The organism is Lactobacillus selangorensis (assembly GCF_001437205.1).
GTDB classification, from domain to species: Bacteria; Bacillota; Bacilli; order Lactobacillales; family Lactobacillaceae; genus Paralactobacillus; species Paralactobacillus selangorensis.
In genome coordinates this window covers 490,093-509,764 of record NZ_JQAZ01000001.1, presented here as the reverse complement: position 1 = coordinate 509,764, position 19,672 = coordinate 490,093, and the positions used below count along the sequence as shown (strand labels likewise).

The window sequence follows — 19,672 nt, the reverse complement described above, 5'->3', positions numbered from 1 at the left end:
TAAACAATATGGAATGTAAATAGGTTAGTGTAACTATGCTTCTTAGTCAGGTGGCCGGCGTTTTTATTTAAACAATATGGAATGTAAATTTCCAAGATGACACAAGGTCGATGTCCCCCGAAACGTTTTTATTTAAACAATATGGAATGTAAATTCTTACGCTATCACGCTCAAGCGCCAGCATCGAAATGTTTTTATTTAAACAATATGGAATGTAAATGATACGGACGACAATCAGCAGAAACGGATGGGCAAGTTTTTATTTAAACAATATGGAATGTAAATTAATGTGCGGTGAGATACATGTCTTCATCTGCACTCCGTTTTTATTTAAACAATATGGAATGTAAATAACCTCAACAACGTTGATGCAACGGGGGCTTACATGTTTTTATTTAAACAATATGAAATGTAAATTACGCTGCTTCATCTCTTTGCGTCTACCCATTCCGGTTTTTATTTAAACAATATGGAATGTAAATTCTTCTGCTGATTTTGCTCTATATCCTCGTTACATGGTTTTTATTTAAACAATATGGAATGTAAATGGTTGTGATGAAATTCAACGCGTTTTGAATTTGAAAAGTTTTTATTTAAACAATATGGAATGTAAATGGTGGTCACACTGTTTCGGTTGACTGGTCCGGCAATGTTTTTATTTAAACAATATGGAATGTAAATCACCCAAAAAATCCCTCTCACCCCAAAAAAATATAAGTTTTTATTTAAACAATATGGAATGTAAATGTGTGTCCGAAAGCAAATCTTTCAAGATGTCTTCATTGTTTTTATTTAAACAATATGGAATGTAAATAGTTTTCTTTCTTGGCATCGTGCATCTTGCGAAAATCGTTTTTATTTAAACAATATGGAATGTAAATCGAGGTGTGACTGTTCCTTGCTCGATCCGTTCAAGCGTTTTTATTTAAACAATATGGAATGTAAATTTTGGTAAATGCCGTGACAACGTGAATGTTTGATAGGTTTTTATTTAAACAATATGGAATGTAAATGTTATGGACGGTCGATTGTATCGTATTCAAACACCGTTTTTATTTAAACAATATGGAATGTAAATGACTTACTAAAAGAGCATAAAACTGGAATTTTAAGAAGTTTTTATTTAAACAATATGGAATGTAAATGCAAAAGAACGTGAGAAAATCATGGCTGATTTTAAAGTTTTTATTTAAACAATATGGAATGTAAATAAAATACACCCCGATCCCTTACTTTTTGATAGCGTCATTTTTATTTAAACAATATGGAATGTAAACATGCAAACAAAATTACAATTGGCTGGTCTAGTTTTTATCTAAACAATTATAGATATTAAATGTTTTCGTTATAAGAAAACATATGCAAGATTGAGGCTAAAAAAACTAGCGATTAAGGAAGTTTTGTTGTATTCTATGTAAACGGATACATAGATAAAAAGAATATAAATATTAAGTCATTTTGTTCATTTATGAATTTTAATCCTTCATGATTTTATATTTGTTTATTACTTCTTAAAAATATTTGACGAAGCATAATATTGTTTTTATAGTTTAGTTATGTTGAACGTATGTAAACGTTACGCAATGTAAATTCATATTTTTATATGTGCTTTATTCTTTTATTTAAACAACATGGAATGTTACATGCCTTGTTAAGGAGGTGATGCTTTATGCAGATAACAGGAAACGAGGTCAATTATTATTTTGTTTGCAAAAGAAAGTTATGGTTATTTTCACATCAAATTAACTTTGAGTCTGAAAGCGAACGAGTTCAAATCGGCAATGTGATTGACAAAGAGACTTATGATCGTGCGCATAAACAGATTATGGTAGATGGTGTGATTAACATTGATTTTATTCAAGATTGGCAAGTGTTGCACGAAGTTAAAAAAAGTAAGGCAATCGAGCCAGCAGCCGAGTTTCAATTAAAATATTACCTTTACTACCTTAAGGAGAGGGAAATTCCGATCGAAAAAGGAATTTTAGATTATCCTAAGCTAAAAGAGCGGCGTGAGATTTTTTTAACTGCGGATGATGAAAAGATCATTGAAAAATTATTAAATGAAATTAAAACAATTATTGACATGAAAATACCACCGTCAAAATTGAAGAAACCTATTTGTAAGTCGTGTGCTTATTATGAATATTGTTTTAGCTGAAGAGAGAAAATAATATGGAAAGTTATTATTTATTTAGCAGCGGAAACCTGCAACTTAAGGACAATGTGATTCGTTTAACCACAGCAGAGGGCCGCTACAAAGACCTGATGATCGAGCAAACAAGGGATATTTATTTATTTGGAGAAGTTACAACGAATACCAAATGTTTGAATTATTTGTCACAAAATAAAATTCCACTACATCTTTTTAACCACTACGGATATTATGCGGGCAGTTTTTATCCTCGTGAAGCAAATGTATCTGGGAAATTACTCATTGAGCAAGTCAAAGCAGAACTGGACTTAGAGAAACGTTTATATATTGCACAGAAGCTTGTAGACAGTGCAGCACATAATTGTTTACGCAATTTACAATATTATCGTACGCGTGGCAAAGATGTTAATGCTGAAATTGCCCAGATAAAAGCATTGCGAAAAGAAATTCCTCGTTCAAAGAATATCCATGAACTAATGGGAATTGAGGGTGATTGGCACGCCGTTTATTATTCAGCTTGGCCGGCAATTTTTAATACGAATACTGGATTTACAAAGCGTGTTCGGCGACCGCCGGATAATCTAGTGAATACACTCCTGTCTTTTTTAAATATGTTAACTTATAGTGCATGTTTATCGGAGATTTATGTCAGCCAATTAAATCCAACTATTAGCTACTTACATACGCCTTCTGAGCGTCGGTTTTCATTATCATTGGATATTTCTGAAATTTTCAAGCCGCTTTTAGTAGACCGTCTTATTTTTACGTTGGTTAACAAAAAAATGATTACAGAAAAGGACTTTGAGCTTGGTTCTAATAATTGTTACTTGAAAGAATCGGGACAGCAAAAGGTACTGCATCAGTTTGATGATCGTTTAAAACAAACAATTATGGATAAAAACTTACATCGCAAAGTTTCATATCGAAGACTGATGCGTTTAGAATGTTACCGACTGATTAAGTATTTGCTTGGTGAAGAGGAATACGAACCTTTTAAAATGTGGTGGTAAGATGTATGTTATTCTAGTTTACGATATCAGTATGGATCGCAACGGGACCCGGACTTTAAGCAGGGTTTTTAAGACTTGTAAAAAATACTTGAATCATGTGCAATTGTCCGTTTTCGAAGGGGAGATTACGCCTGCACAACTAATTCAGTTAAAAGCTGAACTTAATCATTTTATTCGTGATGATTTAGATACAGTGATTATTTTTAAAAATGCTAATAAAAACTGGCTAAAAAAAGAATATTTAGGGATTGATGTATCTGAAAGAACATCGAATTTCTTTTAAAGGAGGTGAAAAAATGCGTTTTACAATAAATATGCAAATGTCAAAGGCTGGGACAATTCCTTATGATTATCGGTCGAATGTCGTTTCTTTACTTAAGTACAGTTTGCAAAAAGTAAATTCTGATTTTTATACAAAACTATATGAAAATGGTAATCAACAAAAATGGTATACATGGAGTTTATATGTTCCGAAAGGAACGTTTGGGCCTAATGAAATCCGTTTGAATGAGGATGAGCCGCGATTGATACTCAATTTCAGCTGCCTTGATCAACAAATGGCAATGAATGTCTATAATGCTTTTAAGTGGTTAAGTGGCAGTGTGATTCGTACGCCGCATCGTTTTTCTGGCGATATCTTGATTAAGCATTTAACCATTAAAAAATATTATTTAACACCGATTAAGACGACCCAAATTGTGGTGAAGACCTTGTCGCCAATCGCTGTCCGTGATCATCGTGCTAAAAATGATGATTGGTATTATTCCGTTAACGATCTTAATCATTTTACACAAATCTTGAAACGGAATATGACGACTAAATATGAACCATACCTAGGCAGCTTGACTCAGCAAATGGTTAACCAGTTTCAAATTTTACCAATTCAACCAAAAATGACAGTTGTTAAGTGTTATAACAAACAGCTTGAATGCTCAACAGGGATTTATGTTTTGCAGGGGTCACAAGAACTGCTTGAACTAATCCGTGACGGTGGTTTGGGAAGCCAGACTGGACTCGGATTTGGATTGCTGCAAATTGTCTAGAGAAAGGGGAAGTCTCAATGACGCAGATCACATTTGACATGAATGATTGGCTGACTAATGCGAGCTTGGAAGGTTTGTATCGAATTTTAAAGAATGAGGGGCATGAACCGCAAATAAATAAGCTGGGCAATGGATTTTCATTCTCTAGTGACCTTCTCGATAATTTTCCAAAAATGTACTTTCATTTTTTTTTGAATCAATATCAAGTGATTTCCAGCTATGCCAAGATTATGGCTTATGAAGATAAGTTGAATCAATGGGAGAATGAACATTATCAGAATTTTAGCTTTGATGATTTTAAAAATTTTCGCGATTATTTACAAAATATTCTGAAGTATTACACCAAAAGCAATAGTTTTAAAAAAATCTATCCATTGATGACAGATTCACTGGATGTAATAGATGCCTTGAAAACTTTGACTAAATTGCCAAATGCAACGACAGAAAAAGCTTTTAATAGCAAGAAGGACGCGATTATTCAGGCGGTAATGCAAGTCAGTGTACAATTGAAGCCGATTTATGCCTATTTTAATTCACCGCAAGCAAAGCAATATTTTCCAGTTTTAAGTACTTTATATACGGTTGTTAATAATACTTGGAGTAATTTGTCCTATTTTAATCGAGGCAATAAAGAACCCGATTTTTATGTAGCTTATGCGCAAACGTTTGTTGATCCTGTCAAAACATATTTGAATGAGGAACATTCAAAAGATAAATATCGGTGCAGCAGTTGCGGTCGTCCGATTGCAAAGCGTGAATTTTCATATTCCTTTTTAACGGACATGGGGTTTGATGCAGCACGTAAAACTTCTAATGTTTGGGATTTTAATAGCGACCTGTATATCTGTCCGATTTGTCAATTAATGTATAGTTGTGCCTCAGCTGGTTTTAATTTTGTGAATGGACACGGTTTGTTCATCAACGATAGCCATGATGTTCAAGGATTGACCAGTACGAATGAACGAATTGCAAGTAGCATTTGGAATACACGCGTAAATAGTAATGGGCGTTATAGCACACCATATGCGGCAATGATTACGGCTTTGACGGATGAAAAACAAAGCAGTTATGATTATTCATTTGAAGATGTCCAAGTGGTTCGTTACGAAAATGAACATTATCAATTTAATTTATTGTCGAAGAAAGTCCTTCGTGTTTTCCAAAAGAGTAGAAAAGCCTTTCACACAATTCGATCGGCAAACTTTACGTTGAATGGCTCTCGTCATTATGTTTTTGAAGATATTGCAAGCCACGTGATCAACAGTCAGAATTTGTTCTTATATACGAATCAGCTTTTACGAGTGAAGGCAACTAATCCAAATAATGCCTATGTATTTGGAAGTCAGGTTCAAGCCATTTTGGAAATCAATGCAAACTTACTGGAGGAGATCAATGATGACTGAGGATAGTCAGACAAAAGGATTCAATAAAAAGCAGTTGTATTTTATTCGTCGTGACGGTTCAATACTGCGTCGTGGGTACAAAGGCAATAATGTGAAAAAGGCAGACGGTATTGCGATTAAGTTATTGGATTATTTGCGTGTGAATAATCGCAATCAATTTATGAATTTAATTCTTAATTCTTATATGTACGTTGGTGAAACTGTTCCAAGTTTCTTTAATGAAGTTTTTCAATCAGATGAAGTTTTTCAAGAAGTAGGATTAGCATTTGTAACCGGATTGTTAGGTGGATTTGAAAAGGAAAACGCAACGGAGGCATAAAATGATGAAAAAAATGGGGTTAACCGCAACAATTCTCTTTTTAGCAGAGAGTGCAAACTATGGGGAATCTTTGGGAAATGTTGCTAATTTGAAGAAAATTACACGTGGGAATGGGTCACAGTATACATATATTTCACGGCAGGCATTACGCTACAATATCGTTGAAGAATTAGATGAGCCCGAAGCACCAGTTACGCAGGACGGTGAAAATAGCAAAGCTGTTATTCAGTTCGATTCATCTGCAACTATTGCTGATTATCCAGAATTAGATTTCTTCGGATATTTAAAGACTGAAAAAGGTAGCAATGGGGAGAAACGGTCCGCAAAGGTACGTCTTTCGAACGCAATTTCGCTTGAGCCTTACATGGGAGATAGTGACTTTCTAACAAACATGGGATTGGCCGAACGTCGTCGTGCCGAAATCAAGGATCCTAAAAAGAAAGATGAAATTCATAATTCAATTGCACAATCACAAACACAACGTTCTTACTATCGCTATACAGTCACAATCGATCTTGATAAAATCGGAATCGACCCGATTGGTAATATTCAGATTTCCAATGATGAAAAGTCCCGCCGTGTTCAACAACTTTTAGACACACTGGCTTTCTTGTATCGTGATATTCGTGGTCGCCGAGAAGATTTAAAGCCACTTTTTATTGTTGGAGGTGTTTATGATGTTAAGAATCCGTTATTCCAGAATTTAGTAAATGTGGACAATAACGAAATCACAATTGATCCAATTGCGAATACAATTCAGGAGCTGCAAACAAAAGATGAACAGGATGAGACCGTGGTTGGGATGGTGCCTAAACAGTTTTCCAATAGTGATGCTTTAAAGACACAACTAAATGCTAGTTCAGTTGGCGAAACTATTAAACAGCTTAAGCAAAAGGTCGCTGATTACTATGAAAGCAATTAGAATCAAGCTCTCACAGGAAACGGCTAATTATCGAATGCCGACGAGTTTTGACTTGCGTCAGACTTATCCGTTGCCGCCTTATTCGACTGTCATTGGTATGGTGCATAGTTTGTGCAATTTCAAAGAATATAAGCCGATGAAAGTCAGCGTTCAGGGAAAATATTTTTCGAAGACGAATGATATGTTTACCCGGTATCAATTTAAGCCAGGTGCTAAATTTGAAGAAGGACGTCATCAGCTGGCTACAAGTCAGGGTTATGGAATCAATGTCGGTCCAGCACAAACTGAACTCTTAGTCAATGTGCATTTGATTTTGCATATTATTCCTGAGGATCAAACACTTGTGGATGAAATTGCGGCAGCTTTTAAATATCCAAATGAATATCCAAGCTTAGGTCGCCGTGAGGATTTAGCTAATATTGAGGATGTTCAGGCAGTGGAGATTGAAGAACATGAGTTAACTGACGCAGATGAAACCGTTCATGATGAAGAAGCAGCTAAAGGATTGGCCGCCTATCTGCCTATTTCGATGATCATTGATCGGGCTGATCCTGATTTATATATTGAAGGGGCTTCCGCTTCCTATACAGGAACCGTATTTAAACTCCCTAAAAAGTATGAATTAGTTAAAGTTGGCGGTGGCAGAAGTGCTCACTATATCCGTCAGTGGACAGAGATGGAACAAGTTGTTTATACATCGCAATTTGAAGCAGATCCTGAGAAAAAGTATTTGTTTGATGGTACTCATATGATTTTTCCAGTGTAGGGTGAATGAAATGACAAAGTTTACTTATTTTGCAAAGTCATCTATGCCAGATGGAACTCAGAAAACGATTGCTGCTCATACGAATGATTTGATTCAGCAATATCAGCTTTTAAAAAAGCACTATCCAAAAGCCATGTCAGAAGAGGCGTGGCTTTTGCTGGAATATGCATGTGTGGATCATGATTTAGGCAAAATGAATTTGAAGTTTCAGAAAAAATTAAAAAACCACCAGCATATGCTTCCTGGAGAAATGCCGCATGCGATTTTGAGCATCACGTTACTGCCAACACAGGAGTTAGCAACTAAATTTCCTAAAAAAGATGTTGCCGCGCTCGTAAAAGCCGTTGCATATCATCATTACCGTGATATGAGCAACATTGAAAAAATAGATTACCGGAATGAAATTAAGGCATTAAAGGATCCGGCGGCAAATTTTCCATTTGATCAGATCCATTCAAATGTGAAATTGAAGGAAAGTACTTCTTTACGGCCATTGTCGCCGGCATATTTCAATTTGAAGTCCAAAGCACGCAATGATCATCCTGAAACATTGAACTATCCGCTTTATGTTCTTCTCAAAGGATTGCTTAATCGAATTGATTATGCTGCTAGTGGCGGCTATGAAGTAGAGCTGCCAAATGATGGTTTTCTGCAGAAAGATCTGCAAGAACATACTTTAGCCACTTGGCAGAAAAAGAATCCACATGCACATTGGAATCAAATGCAGAAATATGCCCAAACACACGCAAATGGGTCGCTGCTGATTCGTGCGCAAACGGGGATGGGTAAAACGGAAGCCGCTCTTTTATGGGCTGGTGATGATAAGACCTTCTTCACATTGCCATTAAAGATTGCAATTGACAGTATCTATGATCGTATCCAGTCTGAGGTTGTGCAGGAAACACCACGATTAGATAAGCAAGGTAAGCAATTGCCTTCTAATTTAGTTGGAAAGCTAGATTCTGATTTTGATGATTTTATGGTGCAAGTTTCACAGAAATTAAATCCGACTGACACAAGATTATTTGGAAATGAACTAAAGAATTGGTCATTACCATTAACCGTGACAACACTTGATCAAGTGTTTAACTTTACATTTCATTACATCAATTATGAGCAGAAGTTGGCTACCTTGGGCTATTCCAAAATAATCATTGATGAAATCCAAATGTATGATAGTCAATTGTTGGGATATATTCTTTATGGATTGCAACAGATTGTCCAAATGGGTGGTAAATTTCTAGTGATGACTGCAACAATGCCACCGTTCATTTGTGATTTGATGAAAAATCAAGGCTTGCAGTTTGATTTACCACCTGCATTTTTAAATGAGAATCTGCCTGTTCGGCACAATATGAAAATCATTAAACAACAAATTAGAGCCGCTGAGATTGTTGAGCAATATCATGATAATAAGGTATTAGTGATTGTTAATAAAGTAAAAACAGCAATGACTTTGTTTGAACAATTGCAAGAAGAAGTGGATGATCCAGGTGAGGTACATCTGATTCATAGTCGTTTTATTCATCGAGATCGTGTTGCCAAGCAAAATGAGATTCTTAAGTTTGGTAACAAAAATACAAAAGGACATGGCATTTGGATCGGCACACAGATTCTGGAAGCATCGTTAGATTTGGATTTTGATGTGCTCATCACAGAACTCTCTGAACTAAATGGCCTTTTTCAGAGAATGGGTCGTTGTTATCGAAATCGTGTTTATGCAGGTAAAGAGCCAAATGTGTTTGTCTTCATCGGTGAAAATGCGACTCAATACCCAACATATATTGTAGACAAAGGACTGTTTAGACTTTCTTACAAAGCACTTGAAAACTGGCAACAGGGGCCAATTGACGAAAAAACAAAAATGCAGTTGATTGACCAAACGTATACGACTCAGAATGTGAAGGTAAATGCACCTGATTATTATGGATCCATTACGAAAACAGAAGCTTATTTAGCCGGAATTGCAAACGATCAGAAATCGAAGGAAGAAGTAGACAAACTGTTTCGGGAGATTGATTCACAAGATGTGATTCCAAAATCGGTGTATTTGGAGAACAAAGGAAAAATTGATGATCAATATCGTATTTTGAATCCAGATTATTCCGATAAGAAAGTGGATTGGCGCAAGAAAAACAAGGCAATAGTAGCATTAAAAGATTTCCTAGTGCCAGTGACTCATTTTCAATTTAGTGCTTTGAGAAAAGCAGGGCGCATTGATGAGGATACTTTAGGAAAAGGAAACTTCAGATATACTATTGCGGATACTCACTATGATGATGAGAAAGGTCTTTCAATTGAAAAAGAAAGTAAAGGGGATAATTTTATTTAACTGTCGATGTCAAATATTGTGAAAAATAGGGGAAATCGACAGTTTGTCAAAATGTTGAAATGAATACATTTGACAGCTTGGTCTAAGAAAGGATTACTTTTTTAACGCAAAACAATCAGATCGACAAATCGGTTACTTTGAAGATTGATATATTAGTATCTAATAGGACAATCCCTTTTTATTTAAACAATGTGGAATGTAAATAACATATTGATCATAGGTAGTGTTGATTGGTTTGACCTTTTTATTTAAACAATGTGGAATGTAAATGAAGATGTGCAAACGACTATCAACTTGCTGAAGCGCCTTTTTATTTAAACAATGTGGAATGTAAATCTTACTATGATTGATAGTTTTTTGTTGAAGAACCACCTTTTTATTTAAACAATGTGGAATGTAAATGTCATTAGAGTTGCGCCCATTTCGGTGGAAACAGAGCCTTTTTATTTAAACAATGTGGAATGTAAATTTGTGGTCGGTCAGGAAGTTGAGGGCGACGGGCTGCTTTTTATTTAAACAATGTGGAATGTAAATATGTTCTTGACTGCGGCCTCGGCCTTCTTCGATAATCTTTTTATTTAAACAATGTGGAATGTAAATTTGAAATTTGATGACAAAGGCAACTTGGTCATGGATGACTTTTTATTTAAACAATGTGGAATATAAATTAAGCGCGTCATTGAACGATCCGTTTAGGATCAACTTTTTATTTAAATAAAATGAAATGCATTTTTTATTGGCAATATAAAGCGGAATTGTAGCAGCTTAAACATCATTTCTGCCATCGGCAAATTTACGGCAGGCAGGACTCTGTTATGGTTGTGCATTTTCTCGCAGTCGTGATATCCTTAAAGTGTGACAGGGTTCTAACAGCCCTGCCAGTTGGAAAATTTTGGTAAACATGATTTTCTGACCTCCTACAGTTAATGAAGCATCTGCCTGTGCAGGTGCTTTTTTTGTTTTGCAGTGGCAACGATTATCAGCGGTCCGCTGATTGCCGTCACCTTTTTGAAGGTTCATTTATTAGGTGCGTGGCTGCCGGTGTGGGGACCATGGAATCGTTCGTTTTTTGCGTTAGGAGCTGATAAAATCAGCTGGTCGATTTTGGCGTTAACGGCCGTAGTCGGAGTATTGGTCGGCATGTACAGCAGTTTCCTATTCGGAAGACAACAGCAAGGTTGATGAATGTGATATCAGATTAAAAAATTGAATTGCGAAGGATTTAAACGGTCGTTGGCGGAGTTTGGTAAAAAGCACCAAAAGGGCATTAAAAATTGATAAAAAACTATTGTAAGGGATTTCAAAAGGCTTAAAATAAAGAGGGTAAAACACTTTTTATTAGGAGGAATGAGAGGATGGATTATAAAACATTAAAGTTGAGCAAAGATGGGATGCCAACTTGGGATGCAATGCTGCCGATTGTTCTTAAAACGGCTGCAGGACAGAAAGAATGGACCCGCAAGGAAATCGAAACAGCTTCGGCAGATGCTTTAGGTTTACCGGAAGATTTACGTCAGAAAAAATATAAAAATAGTTTGGGTAATGTTATCGAAAATCGAGTTGATTTTGCATTAAGCGATTTATCGATTGTGGGTGCAATTTCTCGTGTCAGAAGAGGTGTTTATCAAATTACTGATGTTGGCAAGAAATTACTGGAAACACCAGATAATATTAACGTTGATTATTTACATAGTTTGCCTAAGTATCAGGAACATCAGGCTGAGCTGAATACACGGAATCAGCGTCAGGATATTGCCGAGGATGCTGGTGACGAAAAAGAAGCCGATGATGATGTGGCTGAACAGATTTTTGAAAAAGTGAGTGCCTACAATAATAAGGTGGGTTCCGAATTATTGGATCGTATTCAATCGGGGTCACCGACATTTTTTGAAAATTTAGTGGTTCAATTGCTGATTTCAATGGGCTATCAAGGGCCTAACGGAACTGCACAAGTCACACAAGCAACGAATGATGGCGGCATTGACGGAATCATCAATCAAGATCCACTTGGTACTCGAACGATTTATCTACAGGCAAAACGGTATAAAAAAGATAATGTGGTTCAGCGGCCACAGATTCAGCAATTTGCTGGTGCCATTCATTCGCATAATGGGGTATTCATTACCACATCCAGCTTTTCAGCCGGTGCGACTGAAGAAGCAAAAAAATCAGCAATTGTTTTGATCGATGGTATTCGTCTAACTGAATTGATGTTGAAGTACCATGTTGGGATTCAAACCAAACGTAAATATGAATTAGTTGAAATTGATGAGGATTTCTTTGAGGAGTAAAATCCTCGTTTTTTATTTCCCTTTTGCAATCGCTTGCATTACTATGAATAGGGAAGCATGAATGTGTTCACGTGCTTATTTGTTGCACGGCGAGTAAGCTGGAGCAGAGGATAGGAAGGAGTCTTTCGATGAAGAAGATTATCAATAACGTCGACGATGTGGTTGCTGAAATGGTCGACGGCATGGTGCGGAGCTATCCGCAAATTGTCAAAAAATTACCAGATACAGAGGCGATTGTTCGCAACGATGCTGATCGAGACAAGTCGATTGTCGGCTTAGTCAGCGGCGGTGGCAGCGGCCATGAGCCGACACATGCTGGTTATGTGGGTCAAGGGATGCTGTCGGCAGCTGTTGCTGGGCAGGTTTTTACGTCCCCGACACCCGACCAGATTTATGCGGCGATTAAGGATGCCAACCATGGCAAAGGAGTTTTCCTAATCATCAAAAATTATTCCGGCGATGTGATGAACTTTGATATGGCTAAGGATATAGCCGACATGGATGATATTCCCGTCAAGTCGATTGTGGTCGATGATGATATTGCGGTGGAAAACAGTACGTATACGCAGGGACGGCGTGGGGTTGCCGGCACTATTTTTGTGCATAAGATTTTAGGCGCCGCTGCTGATCAAGGGGCCGATTTAGACCAGATTGATTCGCTTGCCCATCAAATCGTGCCGAACATCAAGACGATCGGCGTCGCTTTGTCCGGTGCAACTGTACCGGCAGTCGGCAAACCTGGGTTTACACTGGCCGATGATGAAATCGAATACGGCGTCGGCATTCATGGCGAACCTGGTTATCGCAAAGAAAAACTGCAATCATCGAAAGATATGGCCCATGAGCTGTTGGAAAAACTCGGTAGCGAGTTTCATTTCGAAGCTGGGCAGCACTATGCCGTTTTAGTCAATGGTATGGGGGCAACGCCGCTCATGGAACAGTATATTTTCATGAATGATGTCCTCAACGAATTGGACAAGGATGGCGTGAGTGTCGATTACACCAAAGTTGGCAATTTCATGACATCGCTCGATATGGCTGGCGTATCATTGACCTTAATGAAATTGGACGATGCACATTGGTTGCAGAATCTCCAATATCCGGTTAAAACAATTGCATGGGGGGCTTAAACATGTTAACCGTTGCAAATACGACGAAATGGCTACAATTATTTACCGATCAAGTCAATACGAATCAGGATGCGCTGAATCAGTATGATACGCCGATTGGCGATGGCGACCATGGCAGTAATCTGGCACGTGGCACCACAGCGATGATGGACAGTTTGAATAAAGCAGACTTGAAGAGTGTTTCTGATGTCTGGAAGACGGCAGCGATGGCGATTATCAGCAAAGTCGGCGGTGCTGCTGGGCCGCTTTATGGGACGGCCTTTTTGGAAATGGCTAAAGCTAGCAAAGATCGACCAGCCGACGACATTGCCGTACAGCCGCTGATTGATGCCAGTTTGAAGGGATTACTCAAGCGAGGCGGCGCTGTTCCCGGCGACAAGACGATGGTCGATGTTTGGACAGATGTCGATGCGGATTTGGAAAAAGGACCGTTAACGTCCGATCAGGTCAAAACGGCCGTCGAGAGCACGAAACCGATGGAAGCTAAAAAAGGTCGTGCTTCATACTTGGGCAAGGATTCGGTCGGTCATCTCGATCCAGGTTCCGTTTCATCGGGTTTCTTCTTCGAATCGCTGATTCAAGAGGGGGAGATTCAATGAGCTACGGAATTTTAGTTGTGTCGCACGTCAAGGAAATTGCCGACGGGGTGCTGAAGTTGATTGCGCAAGTCGCAGCAGATGTTCCAATTACCACAGCCGGCGGCACCGATGATGACGGCATTGGTACAAGTGTTGCCAAAATCACGTCGGCCGTTGAGCACAATGAGGGCGATGAAATTTTAGCGTTCTATGATTTAGGCAGTGCCAAGATGAATCTCGACATGGTAATGGAATTAAGCGACAAAAAAATTCATCTTTATAATGTAGCGTTGGTCGAAGGAGCCTATACTGCCGCTGCATTGCTGCAGGCCGGTCAAGATTTACCGACGATTGAAAAGCAGTTGCAACCATTGAAAATTAAGTAAATAAAAAGATCCCGTTAATCGGGATCTTTTTTCGACAGATACACGTTATGGCTGCGGGGAAATTCATAGGCCAGCAGTTTTTTTAATAAATGGTGGGCTTCTTGCGGCGACAAGTTTTCGAAGTCACGGGTCTGGTAGCCCTGTTCATGGATCGTAATCGTTGAGCCTTGTTTCAGCAAGGTGACGGTGCGGTCCTTTTTGAATGTCAATAATTTAAGTTCACAGTTATCAGTTCGTTTAAACAGCTGTTTGACGCGTTTCAGAACGGTTTGTTTGGGGATCATTTTCATGCTTGTTGGGCCAGGAAATGATTTGCCTTACGGTCGAACTTTACCTTTTGAAGAATATCGGTGATGTAGACGACCTGGATCTGATCGTGGGTATGTAAAAAGGCAGCTCGATAAAAGGTCCGCCCAATCCGGACCTTGAGTTCGAACAAGTGCGGCATATGACCATGGACGGGCTTGATTTTGGCGGGCCGCTGCTGGAGATAGAGCGGCAGCTTTTCCATGAAAAACTCGGTCAATTGGGCTTGTTGCTGGGGGTCGGTGAAATAAGTTTGGACATAAGGAGTAATGGTAACGTGAAAATTCTGCATGGTGACGCCTCGAAATTATTTTTCTTTTAGTATACCATTGCGCAATTTTTAAAGGCGTTTGCGTAATGGTTCTTAAAAGGAGGGATTACAATGCAATTATTGATTTATCCGGTCATTTTCGAACAGCATGAACAGATGGTAACGGCATGGGTGCCCGATTTGGATTTTAAGGTGAATGGCTCATCGCATCGGATTGTGGTCGAACAGATTCGGATTTTCTTAACCGATGTTATACAAAAACGGCCGCTGCCGGTGCCAAGTGAATTGTGCGATTATAAGGTCGGCAAACATGAATTAGCGGCGTATGTTGCCTTCGATGTGGCGGTTCTGAAAAATGAACCGTCGGGCTGGACATTTCGCCAAATGATGCGGACGGCCTGGGAGCTGCGGATGGGGGTCAACTGTATTTAAAGCATTGACGAATCGCCCTGAATTCCCCATAATATAAGTAATGGAAACGATTTGAACGGAACAAGGGGCAAGCACTATGAAGACATCCAAAGAGCAGGGGCCGACGAATGAAGAGCTACTGAATCGCATTCGCGATTTTTATGCGGAACATGGCCGTGCACCTAAAGAAAGTGAATTTGACAACGTATCGGTGGTTATCCGTCGTTTCGGCAAGTGGAGTACGGCCCTCAAGGATGCTTTAGGCAATGAAATCTCTTGGGAGCTGGGAAACTATACCGATGGCGATCTTATTAGTATGCTGCGGGATATGCTGATGCGGACTCGTCAAGAAATCGGCAGTGTGCCGACGAGCTTCATTTCACCGAAAGCCTATGTGCGGATTCAGTATCATGACCACGATTCATGTGTGGTTCCACGAGCTTTCATCGAGCAGCATGATTATGCGATTCAGAATCATTTTGGCAGTTGGGAAAATGCGCTGAAATTTGCGGCGATTCAGCGGCCGCGTGCATCGAAACGGCCGGGTCAACGGTCAGAACAGGGTGAATTGGATTTAAATTGGGATAATTTAGACGAATAAAAACCTCCGTATTTTTTACGGAGGCTTTTTATTTAGTCATTCAATGTTGCCACAAACCGCATAAACGCTTCTTGACCCTGCTGGTCCTGCTTGAAGACGCCGGCGTCGCTGAGGACACGGGCGAAGACAGTACCGATAGCTTGCTGGAGAATGGTGGTCACGTTATTGGCGTTGATGTCAGGATGGGCAGTTTGCAGCTGTTCGGCCCAAGGACGATGCATAGCTTTCATATCGTTCGGTTGGCCCAGCAGGAATTTGCGGACTTCGGCCAGCTCTGGTTTCAAACGGGGCGGCAGGATGGCCCGGCCCATGACTTCGATCAGGCCGATGTTTTCCTGCTTAATGTGCTGAACATCGGGATGCGGATGGAAAATACCATCTGGATACTGGGCTGAGGTTTGGTTATCCCGGAGGACGATATCGATTTGGTAAGCACCGTCTTGGGTGCGGCGGGCAATCGGCGTAATGGTGTGATGGGGTGTTGTACCGGTGAAGGCCTGCACATCAACCGTTGCATCGGAATAGGTGTCCCATTTAATCCGGATTTGTTCGGCAGCGTCGCTCAGCTGTTTTTGATTATCACTGGTCAGACGAATGACACTCATCGGCCAGTGGACGATGCCAGCCGAAACGGCCGGAAAATTCGTTAACTTAAAGTTAGCGACAATAGGGGCGACTTCCATTGGAAACGTGTGACGGCCGCCTTGATAGTGTTCATGGGTCAGAATCGAGCCCCCGACGATTGGCAAATCGGCATTGCTGCCGACAAAATAATGGGGCAGCCATGTGATGATGTTCAGCAGATTGACAAAGGTCAGCCGGTTGATTTTCATCGGCCGGTGCTCGTCAGCCAGAAAAATCGCATGCTCAGAAAAATAAGCATATGGCGAATATTGAAATTCCCATCCGGCACCGTCGATATCGTGGTGAATCATGCGCAGGTTGGCTCGAGCAGGATAGTCGGTGCGGCCGTAGTAGCCTTCGTTTTCCTTGCACAGTTGGCACAATGGGTACTGGTTGGTCGTCGGTTTAGCTAAACGGGCGGCGGCAATCTGTTTGGGGTCTTTTTCAGGTTTCGAGAGGTTGATCGTGATTTCGAGGTCGCCGAAAGTGGTCGGAGTGTTGAAGACGATATTTTTGGCGATGGCACGCGTCTTGATGTAATCTGTTTCCTGACTGAGGGCGTAGAAATAATCTGTCGCCTGTTCTGGTGAAATGGCATAACGGCGTTGGAATTCATGGTTGACTTCACTTGGCAGTGGATTCAAAAAATTCATTAATTCAGCGCCTAGGTTGTCACGGGCACTCTGCAGGTCGGCGATTTTCTGATTATGAATGGCCAGGTCGACCAGCTGATTGCAACTGGTGGTCAGGTCTGGGGTGCCGCTGAGAGCGGTGTCGCTTCCGACCAGATGCAAAATGCGATTAAACAGGTAATCGGCATCGAGGGGCACAAAATCGCTGGTGGATGAAGCAATGACTAATTTGGCAAAATGGGTAATCAATCCTGATGTCACAACAAAGCTTCCTTTCTGGTTAATCCAAGCGTTTCGGGCCGTCTGCGATTTCGGCGACGTAGAAATCGGCGTCATAACCAATGGCGGTGCGATAAGCAGTACCGACATTGTGTTCGAAATCGTCAAGCTGGTCTTTGGCGACAATAGCGATTGCACAGCCGCCGAATCCGGCACCAGTCATCCGGGCACCGAGTACACCGGGCTGCTGCCAAGCGCTGGCAACCAGCGTATCGAGTTCCTTGCCGCTGACTTCGAAATCATATTTCAACGAAATATGGCTGGCGTTGACGAGTTTGCCAAAGGTTTCAAGGTCGTTGTCCTGCAAGGCAGCGGCGGCCAATAAGGTCCGCTGGTTTTCAGAAACGGCATGACGGGCCCGTTTAATCAGTGTTTCATCGTCGATTAAATAAGTATTTTCATCGAACTGTTCGTTATTGAGGTCGCCCAGACTATTGATGGCAAGATTCGTCTGGAGCTTGGCCAGGGCAGCTTCGCACTGGCTGCGGCGTTCATTGTACTTAGAGTCAGTGAGGGCTCGGCGTTTATTCGTATTCATGATGACGATGACATAATTGCCGAGTTTAATCGGAATCAATTCATAATCCAAAGTGTTTGTGTCCAAGAGGACGGCTTGTTCTGCCTGGCCCATTTGAACGGCAAATTGGTCCATGATACCGGACTGGACGCCGATGAATTTGTTTTCTGTTTCGACGCCGATCTTGACTCGTTCAATGGGATCGATGTCGAAGTCGTTGAGATCGTTTAAAATCTCACCGAATAACATTTCAATCGAAGCTGATGAGGACAGACCGGCCGCATTCGGCAGGTCGCCTTGGAGATAGGCATCGAAACCGTGTTTGATGGTGTAGCCGTGTGCCTGGATGAATTTGACCATTCCTTTGGCGTAATTGTCCCAGTCGCTGGTATTTTCGTTGACTAGGTCATCGAGTGTAAACTCAAGGATGCCGGCGTCGGGGAAATTGGCGGAATAGAGCCGGATTGTTTGGTCGTCACGGCCAGCGACGGCAGCGTAAGTCCCCAGACTGATTGCACAAGGGAAGACGTGTCCGCCGTTGAAATCAGTGTATTCACCGATCAGGTTGATGCGGCCGGGTGCAAAATAAGTATGCTGAGCGGGTGTATGGAAAATTTCAGTAAAATCGTGGCGTAATGTGGCTGTTTTCATAATTTATTTCTCCTTAATGTTGGTTGCTTTGTCGTAAAATCAATTGACTGCTTAACTTGAGATTAACCGGAACCGAAGTGGTGCCGTCGAGCTGACTCTGCAGGACTCGTACGGCCTGTTGTCCCATTTCAGTAGTGGCGACGTGAACGGTACTGAGACTTGGTGATAGGTAGCGGCCGACAGCGAGATCGTTAAAGCCGATGACACTGACTCGGTCGGGAATGGCAACATGGTGTTCCTGCAGGGCTTTGATGGCGCCAATCGCTAGGGTGTCGTTGGCAATGAAGAATGCTGTTGGCAGGCTGGAGCCCAATGTTTTGATGGCGTCATTCATCAGCTGGTAGCCGCTGTCAATCGTAAACGGACCGGTAAAGATGAAGTGTTCGTTATAGAGACTGTGAGCCTGCAGTAAGGTCGTCAGAATCTCCGTACGAGGATCGGCCAATAACTGGTGATCGGTTGTTTCTTCCTGGCCGGCCAGCATGCCAATCTTCGTTTGTTTCTGGTCGATGAACAGCTGCAAGATTTGTCGCAGCGGGGCGACAAAATCGGTTGTCACACAGCTGATGCCAGCGGACAATGTGTCCTGATCGACGACGACAACCGGCAGTTTGGTAGCTGCGAAGGCCGCCAGCTGATCAGGACTGTATTTTCCTAAAGCGATAATACCGGTCAGACCATCCGTTTCCGGCAGCTGCTGGTCGGAAAAACTGCGGACAATGTCGAAATCAGCATTGCTTAAGGCGTTCTCGACGCCGAAACGGATGTTGCGGTAGTAAAGGTCGTCCATTTCGGCAGCTTGCGAGTACCATTCAAGAACGGCGACTTTGCCGGCGGCCGTTTTAGGATGTGTCTTTTTTTTGGTATAATTTAAATCTTCAGCGGCGGCGAAGATTCGTTGGCGTGTTTCAGCACTGACTTGCAGTGTCGTGTCAGCATTGAGCACTCGTGAGACGGTGGCGCTGGATACATGTGCTGCTTGCGCAATATCTTTAATCGTTGCGATACGAAAGCCCCCTTGCGAATTGAATCCGGTTTCATTGATAAG

The 19,672-nt window shown here is 40.9% G+C and carries 21 protein-coding genes and 2 CRISPR repeat arrays; of the genes, 16 read left to right on the top strand and 5 right to left on the bottom strand.

Annotated elements, in window-relative coordinates:
- Positions 1–59: 59 nt before the first annotated feature.
- Positions 60–1,277: direct repeats of the CRISPR family, unit length 30 nt; unit sequence GTTTTTATTTAAACAATATGGAATGTAAAT.
- A gap of 392 nt (positions 1,278–1,669) precedes the next feature.
- The 14 genes from cas4 to dhaM all read left to right on the top strand — a co-directional run bounded on the left by cas4 (position 1,670) and on the right by dhaM (position 14,332).
- Complete coding sequence (gene cas4, locus IV40_RS02570) at positions 1,670–2,158, top strand: CRISPR-associated protein Cas4 (RefSeq protein ID WP_057768794.1); 489 nt, start codon at positions 1,670–1,672, stop codon at positions 2,156–2,158.
- A gap of 14 nt (positions 2,159–2,172) precedes the next feature.
- Positions 2,173–3,162, top strand: a complete 990-nt coding sequence (gene cas1b / locus IV40_RS02565; protein WP_057768793.1) for a type I-B CRISPR-associated endonuclease Cas1b — start codon at positions 2,173–2,175, stop codon at positions 3,160–3,162.
- 1 nt (position 3,163) lies between these two features.
- The gene (gene cas2 / locus IV40_RS02560; RefSeq protein ID WP_057768792.1) at positions 3,164–3,445 is read left to right on the top strand and encodes a CRISPR-associated endonuclease Cas2; all 282 of its coding nucleotides are present in this window, start codon (positions 3,164–3,166) and stop codon (positions 3,443–3,445) included.
- A gap of 13 nt (positions 3,446–3,458) precedes the next feature.
- Complete coding sequence (gene cas6, locus IV40_RS02555; RefSeq protein WP_057768791.1) at positions 3,459–4,205, top strand: CRISPR-associated endoribonuclease Cas6; 747 nt, start codon at positions 3,459–3,461, stop codon at positions 4,203–4,205.
- Between the two features lie 17 nt (positions 4,206–4,222).
- Complete coding sequence (locus IV40_RS02550) at positions 4,223–5,608, top strand: Cas8a1 family CRISPR/Cas system-associated protein (RefSeq protein WP_057768790.1); 1,386 nt, start codon at positions 4,223–4,225, stop codon at positions 5,606–5,608.
- Positions 5,598–5,927, top strand: coding sequence for a hypothetical protein (locus tag IV40_RS02545; RefSeq protein WP_057768789.1), 330 nt, complete (start codon positions 5,598–5,600; stop codon positions 5,925–5,927). The genes IV40_RS02550 and IV40_RS02545 overlap by 11 nt, the downstream gene beginning before the upstream one ends.
- A 1-nt stretch (position 5,928) precedes the next feature.
- Entirely contained in the window at positions 5,929–6,849 is a 921-nt protein-coding gene (gene cas7i / locus IV40_RS02540; RefSeq protein WP_057768788.1) for a type I-B CRISPR-associated protein Cas7/Cst2/DevR, read from the top strand.
- A complete protein-coding gene (gene cas5b / locus IV40_RS02535) occupies positions 6,836–7,615 on the top strand; it encodes a type I-B CRISPR-associated protein Cas5b (RefSeq protein WP_057768787.1) in 780 nt (259 codons plus the stop codon). Before cas7i ends, cas5b begins: the two co-directional genes overlap by 14 nt.
- Before the next feature lie 10 nt (positions 7,616–7,625).
- The gene (locus IV40_RS02530) at positions 7,626–9,947 is read left to right on the top strand and encodes a CRISPR-associated helicase/endonuclease Cas3 (RefSeq protein WP_057768786.1); all 2,322 of its coding nucleotides are present in this window, start codon (positions 7,626–7,628) and stop codon (positions 9,945–9,947) included.
- A gap of 173 nt (positions 9,948–10,120) precedes the next feature.
- Positions 10,121–10,615: direct repeats of the CRISPR family, unit length 31 nt; unit sequence CCTTTTTATTTAAACAATGTGGAATGTAAAT.
- Between the two features lie 298 nt (positions 10,616–10,913).
- Positions 10,914–11,129, top strand: coding sequence for a hypothetical protein (locus tag IV40_RS02525; RefSeq protein WP_057768785.1), 216 nt, complete (start codon positions 10,914–10,916; stop codon positions 11,127–11,129).
- A gap of 173 nt (positions 11,130–11,302) precedes the next feature.
- Positions 11,303–12,238, top strand: coding sequence for a restriction endonuclease (locus tag IV40_RS02520; protein WP_057768784.1), 936 nt, complete (start codon positions 11,303–11,305; stop codon positions 12,236–12,238).
- Between the two features lie 128 nt (positions 12,239–12,366).
- On the top strand, positions 12,367–13,368 hold the full coding sequence (gene dhaK, locus IV40_RS02515; RefSeq protein WP_057768783.1) for a dihydroxyacetone kinase subunit DhaK: 1,002 nt from the start codon (positions 12,367–12,369) through the stop codon (positions 13,366–13,368).
- Between the two features lie 2 nt (positions 13,369–13,370).
- Positions 13,371–13,967 (top strand): dihydroxyacetone kinase subunit DhaL, encoded by a 597-nt coding sequence (dhaL, locus tag IV40_RS02510; RefSeq protein ID WP_057768782.1) that lies wholly within the window; start codon positions 13,371–13,373, stop codon positions 13,965–13,967.
- Complete coding sequence (dhaM, locus tag IV40_RS02505; RefSeq protein ID WP_057768781.1) at positions 13,964–14,332, top strand: dihydroxyacetone kinase phosphoryl donor subunit DhaM; 369 nt, start codon at positions 13,964–13,966, stop codon at positions 14,330–14,332. The genes dhaL and dhaM overlap by 4 nt, the downstream gene beginning before the upstream one ends.
- A gap of 14 nt (positions 14,333–14,346) precedes the next feature.
- Here the strand turns inward: dhaM and IV40_RS02500 are convergent, their stop codons facing one another.
- Positions 14,347–14,616, bottom strand: a complete 270-nt coding sequence (locus IV40_RS02500) for a hypothetical protein (protein WP_156404206.1) — start codon at positions 14,614–14,616, stop codon at positions 14,347–14,349.
- A 2-nt stretch (positions 14,617–14,618) separates the two neighbouring features.
- Positions 14,619–14,930 (bottom strand): hypothetical protein, encoded by a 312-nt coding sequence (locus IV40_RS02495; protein ID WP_057768779.1) that lies wholly within the window; start codon positions 14,928–14,930, stop codon positions 14,619–14,621.
- Between the two features lie 90 nt (positions 14,931–15,020).
- Between IV40_RS02495 and IV40_RS02490 the strand changes: the two genes are divergently transcribed.
- Both IV40_RS02490 and IV40_RS02485 read left to right on the top strand, forming a co-directional pair.
- A complete protein-coding gene (locus IV40_RS02490) occupies positions 15,021–15,341 on the top strand; it encodes a hypothetical protein (protein WP_057768778.1) in 321 nt (106 codons plus the stop codon).
- 76 nt (positions 15,342–15,417) lie between these two features.
- Positions 15,418–15,921: a homing endonuclease associated repeat-containing protein gene (locus IV40_RS02485; RefSeq protein ID WP_057768777.1), complete on the top strand. Its 504-nt coding sequence runs from the start codon at positions 15,418–15,420 to the stop codon at positions 15,919–15,921.
- Between the two features lie 32 nt (positions 15,922–15,953).
- Here the strand turns inward: IV40_RS02485 and galT are convergent, their stop codons facing one another.
- From galT to IV40_RS02470, 3 genes are read right to left on the bottom strand one after another with little or no spacing between them, the layout of a single operon-like run.
- On the bottom strand, positions 15,954–17,438 hold the full coding sequence (gene galT, locus IV40_RS02480; RefSeq protein WP_057768776.1) for a UDP-glucose--hexose-1-phosphate uridylyltransferase: 1,485 nt from the start codon (positions 17,436–17,438) through the stop codon (positions 15,954–15,956).
- 19 nt (positions 17,439–17,457) lie between these two features.
- Positions 17,458–18,624: a galactokinase gene (locus tag IV40_RS02475; RefSeq protein WP_057768775.1), complete on the bottom strand. Its 1,167-nt coding sequence runs from the start codon at positions 18,622–18,624 to the stop codon at positions 17,458–17,460.
- A 13-nt stretch (positions 18,625–18,637) separates the two neighbouring features.
- Positions 18,638–19,612: a LacI family DNA-binding transcriptional regulator gene (locus tag IV40_RS02470; RefSeq protein ID WP_269082186.1), complete on the bottom strand. Its 975-nt coding sequence runs from the start codon at positions 19,610–19,612 to the stop codon at positions 18,638–18,640.
- Positions 19,613–19,672: the final 60 nt, after the last annotated feature.

Bases quoted from the DNA above. Each gene is read 5' to 3' on its own strand.
- dhaK (WP_057768783.1), top strand. From the start codon at position 12,367: ATGAAGAAGATTATCAATAACGTCGACGATGTGGTTGCTGAAATGGTC.
- IV40_RS02520 (WP_057768784.1), top strand. From the start codon at position 11,303: ATGGATTATAAAACATTAAAGTTGAGCAAAGATGGGATGCCAACTTGG.
- cas4 (WP_057768794.1), top strand. From the start codon at position 1,670: ATGCAGATAACAGGAAACGAGGTCAATTATTATTTTGTTTGCAAAAGA.
- IV40_RS02545 (WP_057768789.1), top strand. From the start codon at position 5,598: ATGATGACTGAGGATAGTCAGACAAAAGGATTCAATAAAAAGCAGTTG.
- IV40_RS02550 (WP_057768790.1), top strand. From the start codon at position 4,223: ATGACGCAGATCACATTTGACATGAATGATTGGCTGACTAATGCGAGC.
- IV40_RS02475 (WP_057768775.1), bottom strand. From the start codon at position 18,624: ATGAAAACAGCCACATTACGCCACGATTTTACTGAAATTTTCCATACA.
- cas5b (WP_057768787.1), top strand. From the start codon at position 6,836: ATGAAAGCAATTAGAATCAAGCTCTCACAGGAAACGGCTAATTATCGA.
- IV40_RS02490 (WP_057768778.1), top strand. From the start codon at position 15,021: ATGCAATTATTGATTTATCCGGTCATTTTCGAACAGCATGAACAGATG.
- IV40_RS02500 (WP_156404206.1), bottom strand. From the start codon at position 14,616: ATGATCCCCAAACAAACCGTTCTGAAACGCGTCAAACAGCTGTTTAAA.
- cas7i (WP_057768788.1), top strand. From the start codon at position 5,929: ATGATGAAAAAAATGGGGTTAACCGCAACAATTCTCTTTTTAGCAGAG.
- IV40_RS02485 (WP_057768777.1), top strand. From the start codon at position 15,418: ATGAAGACATCCAAAGAGCAGGGGCCGACGAATGAAGAGCTACTGAAT.
- dhaL (WP_057768782.1), top strand. From the start codon at position 13,371: ATGTTAACCGTTGCAAATACGACGAAATGGCTACAATTATTTACCGAT.
- cas2 (WP_057768792.1), top strand. From the start codon at position 3,164: ATGTATGTTATTCTAGTTTACGATATCAGTATGGATCGCAACGGGACC.
- cas1b (WP_057768793.1), top strand. From the start codon at position 2,173: ATGGAAAGTTATTATTTATTTAGCAGCGGAAACCTGCAACTTAAGGAC.
- cas6 (WP_057768791.1), top strand. From the start codon at position 3,459: ATGCGTTTTACAATAAATATGCAAATGTCAAAGGCTGGGACAATTCCT.
- IV40_RS02530 (WP_057768786.1), top strand. From the start codon at position 7,626: ATGACAAAGTTTACTTATTTTGCAAAGTCATCTATGCCAGATGGAACT.
- dhaM (WP_057768781.1), top strand. From the start codon at position 13,964: ATGAGCTACGGAATTTTAGTTGTGTCGCACGTCAAGGAAATTGCCGAC.
- IV40_RS02495 (WP_057768779.1), bottom strand. From the start codon at position 14,930: ATGCAGAATTTTCACGTTACCATTACTCCTTATGTCCAAACTTATTTC.